Source organism: Aurantimonas sp. Leaf443 (assembly GCF_001425575.1).
Classification (GTDB): Bacteria; Pseudomonadota; Alphaproteobacteria; order Rhizobiales; family Rhizobiaceae; genus Leaf443.
Genome location: NZ_LMRD01000001.1, coordinates 421629 through 435192, shown reverse-complemented (window position 1 = coordinate 435192; position 13564 = coordinate 421629). Strand labels below are relative to the sequence as shown.

At 71.3% G+C, this 13564-nt stretch carries 9 protein-coding genes; 4 read left to right on the top strand and 5 right to left on the bottom strand.

Annotated features, from left to right (window positions below; translation table 11 throughout):
- From ASG48_RS01880 to ASG48_RS01870, 3 genes are all read left to right on the top strand, one after another.
- Complete coding sequence (locus ASG48_RS01880; RefSeq protein WP_055844319.1) at positions 1–888, top strand: branched-chain amino acid ABC transporter permease; 888 nt, start codon at positions 1–3, stop codon at positions 886–888.
- Positions 889–890: 2 nt separating this feature from the next.
- Positions 891–1883, top strand: coding sequence for a branched-chain amino acid ABC transporter permease (locus ASG48_RS01875; RefSeq protein ID WP_082529166.1), 993 nt, complete (start codon positions 891–893; stop codon positions 1881–1883).
- A gap of 161 nt (positions 1884–2044) precedes the next feature.
- Positions 2045–5299: a DEAD/DEAH box helicase gene (locus ASG48_RS01870; protein WP_156381400.1), complete on the top strand. Its 3255-nt coding sequence runs from the start codon at positions 2045–2047 to the stop codon at positions 5297–5299.
- Between the two features lie 116 nt (positions 5300–5415).
- On the opposite strand, the gene ASG48_RS01865 is transcribed toward ASG48_RS01870, so the two are convergent.
- Both ASG48_RS01865 and ASG48_RS01860 read right to left on the bottom strand, forming a co-directional pair.
- Positions 5416–6060, bottom strand: a complete 645-nt coding sequence (locus ASG48_RS01865) for a hypothetical protein (RefSeq protein WP_055844313.1) — start codon at positions 6058–6060, stop codon at positions 5416–5418.
- A 141-nt stretch (positions 6061–6201) separates the two neighbouring features.
- The gene (locus ASG48_RS01860) at positions 6202–7149 is read right to left on the bottom strand and encodes a ring-cleaving dioxygenase (protein ID WP_055844309.1); all 948 of its coding nucleotides are present in this window, start codon (positions 7147–7149) and stop codon (positions 6202–6204) included.
- Between the two features lie 126 nt (positions 7150–7275).
- Here ASG48_RS01860 and ASG48_RS01855 point away from each other — a divergent pair, with 126 nt between their 5' ends.
- Positions 7276–7908 carry a nucleoside/nucleotide kinase family protein gene (locus tag ASG48_RS01855; protein ID WP_055844307.1) on the top strand — a complete coding sequence of 211 codons (633 nt, stop codon included), beginning with the start codon at positions 7276–7278 and terminating at the stop codon, positions 7906–7908.
- 160 nt (positions 7909–8068) lie between these two features.
- On the opposite strand, the gene cobO is transcribed toward ASG48_RS01855, so the two are convergent.
- The 3 genes from cobO to cobW are packed head-to-tail and all read right to left on the bottom strand — an operon-like array spanning position 8069 to position 13553.
- The gene (gene cobO / locus ASG48_RS01850) at positions 8069–8701 is read right to left on the bottom strand and encodes a cob(I)yrinic acid a,c-diamide adenosyltransferase (RefSeq protein WP_055844304.1); all 633 of its coding nucleotides are present in this window, start codon (positions 8699–8701) and stop codon (positions 8069–8071) included.
- Positions 8698–12468, bottom strand: a complete 3771-nt coding sequence (gene cobN / locus ASG48_RS01845) for a cobaltochelatase subunit CobN (protein WP_055844302.1) — start codon at positions 12466–12468, stop codon at positions 8698–8700. The genes cobO and cobN overlap by 4 nt, the downstream gene beginning before the upstream one ends.
- A gap of 5 nt (positions 12469–12473) precedes the next feature.
- Positions 12474–13553, bottom strand: coding sequence for a cobalamin biosynthesis protein CobW (gene cobW / locus ASG48_RS01840; protein WP_055845367.1), 1080 nt, complete (start codon positions 13551–13553; stop codon positions 12474–12476).
- Between the last annotated feature and the right edge of the window lie 11 nt (positions 13554–13564).

The following is a 13564-nucleotide window of genomic DNA, read 5'->3' as shown; positions in this document are numbered from 1 at the left end:
ATGACCATGATCTTCGGCGTGCCCCTGCCCGCCCTCCTCGGCCAGCTTCTCATCGGCCTCATCAACGGCTCGTTCTACGCGCTGCTCAGCCTCGGCCTCGCGGTCATCTTCGGCCTCCTGCGCGTCATCAACTTCGCGCATGGCGCGCAGTACATGCTGGGCGCCTTCGTCGCCTATCTCCTCCTCCAGCACACCGGGCTCGGCTTCTGGCCGGCGCTGGTCGTCGCGCCGCTGGCGGTCGCGGCCGTCTCGGCCGTGATCGAGCGCACCATGCTGTCGCGCCTCTACGATCTCGACCATCTCTACGGCCTGCTCTTCACCTTCGGCCTCGCGCTGATCCTGGAGGGCACGTTCCGCTACTATTACGGCGCGGCCGGCCAGCCCTATGCGACGCCGCCGCTCCTGGCGGGCGGCACCAATCTCGGCTTCATGTTCCTGCCCAACTATCGCGGCTTCGTCGTTGTCGCCTCGCTGGCCGTGTGCCTCGGCACCTGGCTCCTCATCGAGAAGACCAAGCTCGGCGCCTATCTGCGCGCGGCCACCGAGAAGCCGCAGCTGGTCCAGGCCTTCGGCGTCAACGTGCCCCTTCTCCTCACCCTGACCTACGCGCTCGGCGCCGGGCTCGCCGCGCTCGCCGGCGTGCTCGCGGCGCCGATCTACCAGGTCTCGCCGCTGATGGGCTCCAACCTCATCATCATCGTCTTCGCCGTCGTCGTCATCGGCGGCATGGGCTCGATTCTGGGCGCCATCGTCTCCGGCTATCTCCTCGGCATTCTCGAGGGGCTGACGAAGGTCTACTATCCGGAGGCCTCGAACATCGTCGTCTTCGTCATCATGGCGATCGTGCTCCTCGCCCGGCCCGCCGGCCTCTTCGGAAAGGAAGCCTGACCATGGCGAGCGTCTCCACAGCCCCCGGGCATGGCGCGGCCGAGGCCGCGCCGCCGCGCAGGTCCGGCCGCACCCGCCTCAACGCCATCGGCCTCGTCGTCGCGATCCTCGCGCTGGCCGGGCTCATCGCGGTGCCCTTCTTCGTCTATCCCGTCTTCGTGATGAGCGTCCTGTGCTTCGCGCTCTTCGCCACGGCCTTCAACCTCCTGCTCGGCTTCGCCGGCCTTCTGTCCTTCGGCCACGCCGCCTTCTTCGGGGGCGCGGCCTATTTCACCGCCCATGCGGTCAAGGAATGGGGCCTGGAACCCCTGACCGCCGTCCTCTTCGGCACGATCTGCGCCGGCCTCATGGGCCTTGCCGTCGGCTTCCTCGCCATCCGCCGCCAGGGCATCTACTTCGCCATGGTCACGCTGGCCCTGTCGCAGATGATCTTCTTCATCTTCCTGCAGGCGCCCTTCACCCATGGCGAGGACGGCATCCAGAACGTGCCGCGCGGCCATCTGCTCGGCGTGATCGACCTCTCGAACACGCTCAATATGTACTACTTCACCCTGGCGATCTTCGTGCTCGGCTTCCTCGCCGTCTGGCGCATCGTCCACTCGCCCTACGGCCACGTGCTGCAGGCCATCCGCGAGAACGAGAACCGCGCGATCTCGCTCGGCTACCGGGTGGAGCGCTACAAGCTCGGCGCCTTCGTCATGTCGGCGGCGATCGCCGGGCTTGCGGGCGCGGTCAAGGCGCTGGTCTTCCAGATCGCGACCCTCACCGACGTCGCCTGGCAGATGTCGGGCGAGGTGGTGCTGATGACGCTTCTCGGCGGCATGGGCACGATCCTCGGCCCCTCGCTGGGCGCGGCCCTCGTCATCACCATGCAGAACTACTTCGCCACCTCCAACGTGCCGGTCACCGTCATCATCGGCGTCATCTTCGTCCTGTGCGTGCTCCTCTTCCGGCGCGGCATCATCGGCGAGGCGAACCGGCTCCTGAAGCGCTGATCTGCCGAGCGGCGGGGGCGCCGGCGCGCCGCCGCCGTTCCGTTCCCGGCCACGCAGTGCGGCCAAGGGTCCGAGAAACCGCGGCGCCCCTCGCCCGTTCTGGGAGGAGCGCCGCACACACTCTCGTCCGGCGTCTGTTTGGCGTTACGGACGGAGGAACGATGCGCAAGACCGCTGAGCGGCGAAAGCCCCACGAGATGGCCGGCCCGGTCGACCTCCCCCTCCTCGGCTCGGTCGGGGCCATCGCCGCCGACCTCGTCGCGCGCATCGCGGCCGATCCCGCGCCCATCCTCTACATCGCCGCCAGCGAGCGCTCGGCCGCCGCGCTGAACCGCGTTCTGCAGGCCATGCTCGGCCCCGAAGGCTCGGCGCATTTCCCCGCCTGGGACGTCCCCCCGCTCGAAAGCGACGCGCCGAGCCGCGCCGTCGCCGGCCGGCGCATGAGCGTCCTGCGCTGGCTCACGAATCGCGACAAGCGCCCCGCCATCCTCGTCACCGCCCCGGCGGCGGCCCTGCGCCGCGTGCCGCCGCGCGCCGTCTTCGCCGATGCCCATGTCGAGCTGAAGCGCCGCGCGCCCTTCGACCCGCAGGCCTTCGCGACAAGCCTCGAACGCCTCGGCTACAGTTTCGACGGGCGCGTGGACGAAGCCGGCGAGATCGCCCGCTCCGCCCGTATCTTCGACGTGTTCCCCGCCGCCGCTTCCCATCCCTGCCGCATCGAGCATGCCGAAGGCCAGGTGATCTCGATCGCCTCCTACGACCCGGCCACCCAGCGCTCGCTGACGCAGACCGACCACCTCATCGTCGATGCCGCCTCCGAGACCATCGGCGAGGAAGGGGACGCGCCGCGCGAGACCCTCTTCGACTACCTGCCCGACGCCCGCCTCGTCCTGGAGGAGGGCGCGCAGGCCCGGGCCGAGATCGTGCGCGACATCATCCGCGAGTCGCGCGAGGCCATCGAACTGCGCCGCGGCCACTGCCCCGCCGACCCGCGCCGCCTCTTCCTCGACCCCGAGGAATGGCAGGCGGCGACGCGCGCGCCGGCCCTTCGCATCACCGGCCCTGACGACGACGAGGCGGCCTCGCGCCGCGTGCCCCGCTTCTCGCTCGATCCCCGCCCCGCCCGGGCGCTCGCCGATTTCGTCGGCGAGAATCCCGCGCTCCGCGTCGTCCTTTCCGCGCCGAGCGAGGCGCTGGCGCAGGAATTGCGCCGCAGAGCCGCCCGCCGGCTCGACGGGCCCGTGCGATCCGTGCCGTCCTGGGCCGAAGCGCTCGACGGCGAGCCCGGCACGCTTCCCGTCCTCGTCCTGCCGCTCGCCCACGGCTTCGTCTCGCCGGAGCTGAAGCTTGCCGTCGTCACGGCCGGCGACGTCCTCGGCTGGCGGGCCGAAAGCGGCGGCGAGACCGTCTCGGCGGACCCGTTCGGCAACGACCGCCTGCGAATCGGCGATCTCGTCGTGCATTTCGACCACGGCGTCGGGGCGCTCGAGGCCATCGAGACGCTGGAGATCGCCGACGGCACGCGCACCGACGTCCTGCGCCTCGGCTACAAGGACGGCGCGACGCTGATGGTGCCGGTCGCCGAGATCGACGCCCTCTCGCGCTATGGCGGCGACGCGGCCTCCATGCCGCTCGACAAGCTGAACGGCAAGCGCTGGACGGCCAGGCGAAACGCCATGGTGCAGGAGGTGAAGACCCTCGCCGAAGGCATGCTGGAACTCGCCAAGGCCCGCGCCAAGGGCTCGGCCGAGACCGTCGTGCCGCCCGCGGAGCCGTTCCAGCGCTTCTGCGACGCCTTTCCCTTCGAGCTCACGCCCGACCAGGGCGCTATCGTCGAGACGATCCTGACCGACCTCGGCTCGGGCCGGCCGATGGACCGGCTGGTCTGCGGCGATGTCGGCTTCGGCAAGACCGAAGTCGCGCTGCGGGCCATCGCGGCCGTCGTCCTCTCCGGCGGACAGGTCGCGCTCGCCGCACCCACCACCGTCCTCGTCAAGCAGCACCTGCGCAACCTGCGCCGGCGCCTCGCGCCCTTCGGCATCGAGGTCGGCGAACTCTCGCGCATGGCGAGCGCGCGGGAGATGAAGGCGACCCGCGCGGGCCTTGCCGACGGCAGCCTGAAGGTCGTCGTCGGCACATCCGCCATCGCCACCAAGGCGACGCGCTTCAAGGACCTGCGGCTCGTCGTCCTCGACGAGGAACAGCGCTTCGGCACGCGCGACAAGGAATCCCTGCGCGCCCGCGCCCGGCACTGCCATCGCCTCGCGCTGACCGCGACGCCCATTCCCCGCACGCTGGAGGCCGGCTTCGTCGGCCTCTGCGACCTGTCGATCCTGGCGACGCCGCCCTCCAACCGCCAGCCGGTCTACACGGAGGTGCGCGCGCTCGACGAGGATCTCGTGCGCGACGTCCTCACCCGCGAGAAGCGCCGCGCCGGGCAGAGCTTCGTCGTCGTGCCGCGCGTGAGCGACATCGAGCCGACGCGCGCCCTCCTGCAGCGCCTCGTGCCGGATCTTTCCTTGCGCGTCGCCCATGGCCGTCTGCCGGCCGAGGAGATCGACGCCGTGATGCTCGGCTTCGGCGAGGGCGAGGGCGACGTCCTTCTGGCCACCAACCTCATCGAGAGCGGCATCGACGTGCCGCGCGCCAACACGATGATCGTGCTCTCGCCCGAACTCTTCGGCCTGTCGCAGCTCCACCAGCTGCGCGGCCGCGTCGGCCGCAGCGCGCGGCGCGGATACGCCTATCTCCTCACCGAGGAGGTGCTGGAGAAGGACTCGACCGCCGCCCGGCGCCTTCGGTGCCTCGCCGAACTCTCCGGGCTCGGCTCGGGCTTCCTCATCTCCGCGCGCGACCTCGACATGCGCGGCGCCGGCGATCTTCTCGGCGAGACGCAGGCCGGCCACATGAAGCTCTTCGGCATCGATCTCTACCGGCAGATGCTGGAACGCGCGCTCGCCGAGGCGGAGGGCCGCGTCGTGGAGGAGCGCCGGCCGGAAATCTCGCTCGGCACCGAAGGCTTCATCCCGCCGGACTATGTCGGCGACCCCGAGACGCGCATCGACCTCTACTTCCGCCTCGCGCGGCTGACCGACGCCGCCGATCTCAGCGCCTTCGAGGAGGAACTCGCCGACCGATTCGGCACCATGCCGGCGCCCGTGAGACGGCTCGTCGGCGTCACCCGCCTGCGCATCGCGGCGAGCGCCGCCGGCCTCGGCCGCATCGAGGCGGGCCCCGGCGGCATCGCGCTGGCCTTTGCCGGCGGCGCGATCCCCGACTGCGCGCGGGCTCTGGAAGGCGGAGAGGAGAAGAAGGGCCGCCTCGTCTTCAAGCGCGCGCTGGAGGATGTCGGCGCGCGGATCGCGGCGGTCGAGGATCTGGTCGCCGATCTCGACGACAGCTGCGCGGCCGCCTGACGGGCCCTGTCGCCCGCCCGAACAGGCGATGGGCACTCGGTTCCACGAGCACGGACGCCGTGCATCCTCCAGGATGCACGGCGTTTCCATGAGCACGCGTCGAGGACAGCGCCTTATCAGGAGAAGAGGCTGCGCACCGCCGCGATCTCGTCGCCGTTCACCGTATGGCCGGGCTCGGGATAGAGGCGCATCGTCACGTCCGCCCCGCGCTCGCCGAGAAAGGCCGCGCTCTCCCGCACCCGAACGGCGGGGATATGCGGGTCCATCAGGCTGCAGCCCAGGAACACGTCCAGCCCGTCGTGGCGCCCCGTTTCGAGGCGGCCGGAGACGCTCGGGCCGATCAGCCCGCCGCTGAGCGCGGCGACGCTCGCCACCGAGCCCGGCCGGCGCGCGACCGATTCCAGCGCCAGGCAGGCCCCCTGGCTGAAGCCCATCAAGGCCGTGCGCGCGGGCCCGAAGCCGCTCTCCTTCAGCGCCTCCAGCACCTGCCCCACCCGCGCCAGCGCGCGGCCGAGAAAGGGCTCGTTCGCCTCCAGCGGTTCCATGAAGCGGTTCGGATACCAGGCCCCGCCCGCAGCCTCCGGCGCCAGATAGGCGACGTCACCCAAGCCGATCGCCTCGCCGAGCGGCAGGATGCCGGCCGCATCCGCGCCCCGGCCGTGCAGGGTCACCACGCAGAGCCGCGCCGTCTCCAGCGGCGCCCCGGCATGGGCGAGCCCGAGGCGCCGTGTGAACGCGGCCGTGTCGATCGTGGTCATCATCGTCTCCTTGTCGTGCGGACGGACGTGTGTCGCAGGCGCGGCGCCTTTCCCTTTCGGCGGAGCGCCGCGCGATGAAGCCGGTCTCAGACCAGCGGCTTGAGATTGGCCTCGATGCTGGCGCGCCGCGCGATGAAGCCGGTCTCAGACCAGCGGCTTGAGATTGGCCTCGATGCTGGCGCGCCGCGCTTCCAGGAAGGGCGGGAGGGAGAGGCTCTCGCCCAGCGTCTCCATCGGTTCGTCCACGGCGAAGCCCGGCCCGTCCGTGGCGATCTCGAAGAGGATGCCGTTCGGCTCGCGGAAATAGAGCGAGCGGAAGTAATAGCGCTCCACCTCGCCGCTGGAGGGCACGCGATAGTCCTTCAGCCGCGCCGTCCACTCGTGCAGCTCCTCGACATTGGCCGCGCGGAAGGCGACGTGGTGCACGCCGCCCGCCCCCTGCATCGCCTGCCCCAGCGCGGGATCGACGCTGACATGGAGTTCGGCCGCCGGTCCGCCCTCGCCCATCTCGAACACGTGCACCTTGGCCGCGCCCTCCTCGTAGAGGCGCACCTTGCGCATCTTCATGAGGACGGTCAGCACCGGCTCGGAGCGCTCCAGCGCCGGCACGGCCATCACGATGGGCCCGAGGCCCCGGATCTGGTGCTTGGCCGGCACGTCGCTGCCGTCCCAAGGGTTGGCCTCGCCGCGCCCGCCATCGTCCACGAGCCGCAGCCGCTGGCCCTCCGGGTCCTCGAAATCGAGACTGTCGCGCCCGTCGAGCGCCCGGATCTCGCCCGTCGCGACGCCGTGCGCGGCAAGGCGCGCGCGCCACCATTCGAGGCTCGCCCGGCCGGCGACGCGCAGAGAGGTGCGCGAGACGGCATGGTTGCCGCGCCGCTCGGGCGCCGCGGGAAAGTCGAAGAAGGTCAGGTCCGTGCCGGGCGCCGCCTTCCCGTCGGCATAGAAGAGATGATAGGCGCTCGTGTCGTCCTGGTTGACGGTCTTCTTCACCAGACGCATGCCCAGAACCTGCGTGTAGAAGCGCAGGTTGGCCGGCGCGTCCGCGGTGATGGCGGTGAGATGGTGAATGCCCTTGAGTTCGGCGGCCATGCTGGTCTCCCCTGTCTGGCGTTGCGGCCAAGATAGGGTGCCGGGGCCGCCCGTCACAAATCCCCTCGCCGGCGACCGATCGTCAACATTCATCGAACGGCCGTAACGCCAATCCGAGACGAACCGATGATCCGAACCGACCTCGCCGGCCTTGCCGCCGCCCTCCTCGCCCTGCCCGGCGAGACGCGCCATCTCGTCGCCGTCGCCGGGGCGCCGGGCTCGGGCAAGACGACCTTCACCGAGCGCCTCGCCGCGGCATTGAACGAGGCCCGCCCCGGCTGCGCCGCCGTCGTCGCCATGGACGGCTTCCATTACGACGACCGGGTTCTCGAGGCGCGGGGCCACCGCCCGCGCAAGGGCGCGCCCCACACGTTCGACGTCGACGGCCTCGCGTCCCTTCTCGACCGGCTGCGCGCCGACGACGGCCGCGCCATCGCGGTGCCCGTCTTCGACCGCGACCTCGAGATCGCCCGCGCCGGCGCCCGCATCGTCGATCCCGCCGCGCGCCTCGTCCTCGTCGAGGGCAACTATCTCCTCCTCGACGACCCCGCCTGGACCCCGCTGCGCCCCCGCTTCGACGCGAGCGTCCTCCTCGACGTTCCCGCCGCGATCCTCGAGGAACGCCTCACCCGCCGCTGGCAGGGCTACGGGCTCGAGGGCGAGACGATGCGCCAGAAAATGGAAGGCAACGACCTGCCGAACATGCGCCTCGTCCTGGAGCGGAGCGCGGCGGCGGATTACGCGGTGGAGAATTTCTGAGGCGCTGAGGACGTTTCCGCCCCGTCGACCGCGCGACGGCGCCGACCGGGACGCCCCGTCATGACCGACGTCATGACCATTGCCGGGCCGGACAGCGGCGCGACCCGGAATCGACCCGGCATCGGAACGAAGGTCCCGATGGCGTCCGAGGAAACGGTGCCTAGAACTCGATCCCCTTCTGCGCCTTAACCCCTGAGCGGAACGGGTGTTTCACCGCCTCCATCTCCGTCACGAGGTCGGCGAGTTCGATCAGTTCCTCGCGCGCGTTGCGGCCGGTGACGACGACGTGCTTCATCGCCGGCTTGTCGCGCAACACGGCGAGCACCTCGGCGAGGTCGAGATATTCGTAGCGCAGGACGATGTTGAGTTCGTCGAGCAGCACCATGTCGTGCTCCTCGTCCATGATGAGCGCCTTGGCGCGCTCCCAGGCGGCCTTGGCGGCGGCGATGTCGCGCTGGCGGTCCTGCGTCTCCCAGGTAAAACCGTCGCCCATGGCGGTGATCGTCACCTCGTCGGGAAAACGCTCCAGGATATGGCGCTCGCCCGTCTCCCACTTGCCCTTCACGAACTGCACCACGCCCACCTTGAAGCCGTTGCCGAGCGCGCGGAAGACGAGGCCGAAGGCGGCCGTCGTCTTGCCCTTGCCCTTGCCGGTATGGACGATGAGGAGGCCCTTCTCCACCGTCTTGGTGGCGAGGATCTTGTCGCGCGCGGCCTTCTTCTTTCGCATCTTCTCGGCGTGGCGCGCGTCGAGCTCGGCCTCGCTCATGCCATCGGTGATCTTCTCGGTCATCCTCGGTTCCCCTCGCCCGTTCGCCTCGTGCCGGACAGGTCCGACAGGTCCGCCCGCGCCGCGTTGGAGCGCGGCACCCAGAGCCCCCGGTCGATCGCCTCGGCCAGCCGCTCGGCGATCTCGGCGAGCGCCGGCGCGTTGTGATCGGCGATGAAGGCGCGCACCGCCTCGTCGCCGAGCGTGGCATAATACACCGCCTCGAAATGGTGGTCGCGCACCGCGCCGGTCGTGGCGGCGAAGGCGAAGAGATAATCCACCGTCGCGGCGATCTCGAAGGCGCCCTTGTAGCCGTGGCGCATGACGCCCGCGAGCCATTTCGGATTGGTCGCGCGCGCGCGCACCACGCGGCCGATCTCCTCCTCCAGCGTGCGGATCACCGGGCGCTCGGGGCGCGAATGATCGTTGTGGTAGAGCACGGGACGGCGCCCGTTAAGATGCTCCGCCGCCGCGCTCATGCCGCCCTCGAACTGGTAGTAGTCGTCCGAATCCAGGAGATCGTGCTCGCGGTTGTCCTGGTTCTGCACGACCGCCTCGATCCTGGAGAGCCGTCGCTCCAGCCCCGCGCGGTCGCCCTCGCCCTCGCCGTCCGCGCCGTAGGCATAGGCGCCCCAGACGATGTAGGCTTCGGCCAGATCGCCGCGCTCGCGCCAGCCGCGTTCGTCGATCAGCGCCTGGAGCCCGGCCCCGTAGGCGCCCGGCCGCGAACCGTAGACGCGCCGTCCGGCGAGGCGCCCGGCCACGTCGCCGGCCATGCCCTGCCGCACCAGAAGCTGCGCCTCCTCCGCCATGCGCTGGGCCAGTGGATTCTCCGACCCCTCCTCGCGCAGCGCTCCGACGGCGCGCGAGGCGCGGTCGAAAAGCGCGATCTGGTCGGGAAAGGCGTCGCGGAAGAAGCCGGAGATGCGCAGGGTCACGTCGACGCGCGGCCGGCCGAGTTCGGCGAGCGTCAGAACCTCGAAGCCCGTCACGCGCCCCGAGGCGCGGTCCCAGGCGGGCCGCGCCCCGATCAGCGCCAGCGCCTGCGCGATGTCGTCGCCGCCGGTGCGCATGTTGGAGGTGCCCCAGGCGGTGAGGCCGATCGCCTTCGGCCAGTCGCCGTGATCCTGCAGGTGACGCGTGACGAGGAGTTCGGCGGAGCAGCGCCCGAGCGTCCAGGCCGCTTCCGTCGGCACGGCGCGCGTGTCGACGGAGAAGAAGTTGCGCCCCGTCGGCAGCACCTCGGGCCGTCCGCGCGTCGGCGCGCCGGAGGGGCCGGGCGCCACGAAGCGGCCGGAAAGGCCGGTGAGAAGTCCCTCGATCTCGGCCGCGCCGCAGGCGTCGAGCGCGGGGCCAAGCCGCGTCTCGACGGATTCGAGCACGGCCTGTGCATGGGAAAGACCCGTCGCCGCCCCCGCGCCCTCCTCCACCAGCTTCGCCGCCAGGAGTTCCAGCCGCTCCACCGTGTCGCCCGCGCTGCGCCAGGGATCTGTTGATATCCTGTTGAGAACCTGTGGACGCGCGCCGGTCCAGGGCGCGGCCATGTCGCAGTCGAGCGGGTCGAAGGCGCGCCCCTCGCCCTTCGCCGCGTCGAGGCCGAGATCGTCGGCGAGCGCCCTGAGGATCGAGGCCTCGCCCGGGGCCTCGCCCCGCGGCAGGCGGGCGAGCGCGACGACGAGATCGCGGCGCAGGCGCCCCTCCGGCGAGCGGCCGAAGACGTGCAGCCCGTCGCGGATCTGCATCTCCTTCAGGTCGCAGAGATAGGCGTCGAGCCGCTCCAGCGCCGCGGCCGCGTCCGGCGCGGCGTCGAGCCCGGCGTCGAGATCGAGCCCGGTGTCGCGCACCAGATCGAGGATGCGCGTCTTGAGGAGCGCGGCGCGCGGAGCGTCGCCTTCGCTGGCGGCATAGAACTCGTCGACCAGCGCCTCGAGGTCGCGCAGGATGCCGTGGTTCTCCGCCCGCGTCAGCGGCGGCGTCAGGTGGTCGATGATGACGGCCGAGGCGCGGCGCTTGGCCTGCGTGCCCTCGCCGGGATCGTTGACGATGAACGGATAGAGATGGGGCACCGGGCCGAACACGGCTTCGGGGAAGCAGGTCCGCGAGAGCGCCAGCGCCTTGCCGGGCAGCCATTCCAGATTGCCGTGCTTGCCCATGTGGACGATCGCGTCGGCGTCGAAGGCGGTGCGCAGGAAGGCGTAGAAGGCGATGTAATTGTGCGGAGGCACGAGGTCGGGAGAGTGATAGGTCTCCTTCGGATCGATATTGTAGCCCCGCGCCGGCTGGATGCCGACCATCGTGGCGCCGAACCGGGCGAGCGGCAGCGCGAAGCAGAGCGCGCCGGCGCGCCGCACCATGAACGGATCCGCCTCGGGCGCTCCCCAGCGCTGCGTCACCGCCTCGCGCATGCCGGCCGGCAGCGTGTCGAAGAAGGCGCGATAGGCGACAAGCGGCAGCGTCTCGCGGATCGTGCGACGGGCCGTGCCGGCATTGGTGGGCCCTTCCATGAGATGGGCGATCAGCGCGTCGCCGTCCGCCGGCACCGTCCCGACGTCGTACCCCGCCCGGCCCATCGCGGTCATGACCTCGATCGTGCCGGCCGGCGTGTCGAGCCCGACGCCGTTACCGAGCCGCCCGTCGCGATTGGGATAGTTGGCGAGAAGGATGGCCACGCGCCGCTCGGCCGCCGTCCTGGCGCCGAGCCGCAGCCAGCGGGCGGCGAGTTCGGCGACGAACGCCACCCGGTCCGCGACGGGCGCGTGGGCGACGAGGTTGGTCTGCGTGGCCGCGTCCCATGCGGCCGCCGCCTTAAAGGCGACGGCGCGCGTCATCACGCGCCCGTCCACTTCCGGCAGGGCGACGCTCATGGCGAGGTCGCGCGCCGAGAGGCCGCGCGCCGAGGCCTCCCAGGCCTCCCGCCCCCCGCTCGAAAGCACCGCCTGCAGCACCATGGCGCCCGTCTCGTCGAGGACGGTCGGCACGCGTCCGGCGCCCGGCGAGGAGACGGCAAAGCCCGTGAGGTTCACGACGAGGCCCGGCGCGCGCGCCGAGAAGAGGCGCCGCAGCGTCGCCACGGAGACGGGGTCCTTCAGCCCGGAGACGAAGAGCCGCGCCACGTCGCAGCCGCGCCGTTCCAGCGCCTCGGCCAAGGCTTCGACGGCCTGCATCTGCCCGCTCTGCAGGAGCGCGCGGTAGAAGACCAGCGCGACGAGCGGGCGCGTGCCTTTCGCCCCGTCCGCGAACATGGCCTCGCCGCCGAGAACGCCGGCGCGCGCCAGCGGCTGCGCCGCGTCCGGCCAGGCGCCGCCGTCGATCAGCGCCCGTCCGGCGAGGAGGAAGCGCTCGGCATTGTCCGCGCCCCCCTCCAGGAGATAGCGCCACAGCGCGATCCGCTCGGCCTCGGGCACGGTGTTGAACCGGTCCAGCCCCGCATCCGGCCGGTCGTCGCCCGGCAGAACGACGAGCCCGGCACCGCTGCGCCGGGCGTTCGCGAGAAGCGCCTCCAGACCGTAGGGCCAGTAGGACGCGCCCCCCAGAAGCCGCACGACGACGAGCCGCGCATGGCGCGCCGTGCGCTCGACATAGGCGTCGACCGACATCGGGTGGCGCAGCGACAGGAGGTTGGCGAGGCGAAGCTCCGGCGCCCGGGCGCCGAGCCGCCGCTTCGCCTCTCCGAGCGCGGCGATCTCGGTGTCGGCGGCCGAGAGGACCAGCATCTGCGCCGGCGACTGGCCGAGATCGATCGCCTCGCCGCCCTCGTCGAGCGCGCCCTGGCGGGCGAGAAGAAGATGCAAGCGCCCTACTCGGCCGCCGCGCCGAGCGCTTCGCCGGCGGCGAGCGCTTCGATCCGGGCGACGATGCGCGCCTGCGCTGCCGCGTCCAGCCCGTCATGCAGGCCGATCACGACGAGGCGCGAGCCCCGCGCCTCGCCGGGCGCGAAGGGCCGGTCGAAATAGGTCTCGATCCGCGTGCCGACCGCCTGCACCACGAGCCGCATCGGCTTGTCCGCGACGGCGGCGAAGCCCTTCACGCGCAGGATATCCTCCTCCGCGATCAGTTGCTTCAGCCCGGCCACGAAGGCGTCCGTATCGGCGAGCGGCCCGGCCTGCGCGACGAAACTCTCGAAATCGTCGTGGTCGTGCGGCGCGCCGCCCTCGTGCTCGATCTCGTGATGCGAGCGGCGGCCGGCGATGAGGTCCTCGGTGCCCGCGCCGATGCCGAGCAGAACCTCGGCCGGCAGGCGGCCGCCCTGCGAGACGACGATCTTGGCCGAACCGTGCTCCGAAACCTGTTCGCTCACGCGTGCGAGCGTCGCCGCGTCCACGAGATCGGCCTTGGAGAGGACGATCATGTCGGCCGCCACGATCTGGTCCTCGAAGAGTTCCTCCAGCGGGTCGTCGTGGTCAAGGCTCTCGTCGGCCGCGCGCTGGGCGGCGAGCGCCGCCTCGTCATGGGCGAAGCGCCCCGCGGCGACCGCCGCCGCATCGATCACCGTCACCACGCCGTCCACCGTCACGCGCGCCTTGACCTGCGGCCAGTTGAAGGCGGCGACGAGCGGCTGCGGCAGGGCGAGGCCCGAGGTCTCGATGACGATGTGGTCGAGCGGCCGGTCGCGGTCGAGAAGCATCGTCATGGTCGGCACGAAGTCGTCGGCGACGGTGCAGCAGATGCAGCCATTGGTCAGTTCCACCACGTCGTCCTCGCGGCAGGCCTCCACGCCGCAGCCCTTCAGGAGGTCGCCGTCGACGCCGAGATCGCCGAACTCGTTGACGATGAGGGCGATGCGGCGCCCGCCGGCATTCTGCAGGAGGTTGCGGATCAGCGTCGTCTTGCCGGCGCCGAGGAAGCCGGTGACGATCGTGGCGGGAATCTTCTGCATGGTATCCATCC

Bases quoted from the DNA above. Each gene is read 5' to 3' on its own strand.
- ASG48_RS01880 (WP_055844319.1), top strand. From the start codon at position 1: ATGACCATGATCTTCGGCGTGCCCCTGCCCGCCCTCCTCGGCCAGCTT.
- ASG48_RS01875 (WP_082529166.1), top strand. From the start codon at position 891: ATGGCGAGCGTCTCCACAGCCCCCGGGCATGGCGCGGCCGAGGCCGCG.
- ASG48_RS01870 (WP_156381400.1), top strand. From the start codon at position 2,045: ATGCGCAAGACCGCTGAGCGGCGAAAGCCCCACGAGATGGCCGGCCCG.
- ASG48_RS01865 (WP_055844313.1), bottom strand. From the start codon at position 6,060: ATGATGACCACGATCGACACGGCCGCGTTCACACGGCGCCTCGGGCTC.
- ASG48_RS01860 (WP_055844309.1), bottom strand. From the start codon at position 7,149: ATGGCCGCCGAACTCAAGGGCATTCACCATCTCACCGCCATCACCGCG.
- ASG48_RS01855 (WP_055844307.1), top strand. From the start codon at position 7,276: ATGATCCGAACCGACCTCGCCGGCCTTGCCGCCGCCCTCCTCGCCCTG.
- cobO (WP_055844304.1), bottom strand. From the start codon at position 8,701: ATGACCGAGAAGATCACCGATGGCATGAGCGAGGCCGAGCTCGACGCG.
- cobW (WP_055845367.1), bottom strand. From the start codon at position 13,553: ATGCAGAAGATTCCCGCCACGATCGTCACCGGCTTCCTCGGCGCCGGC.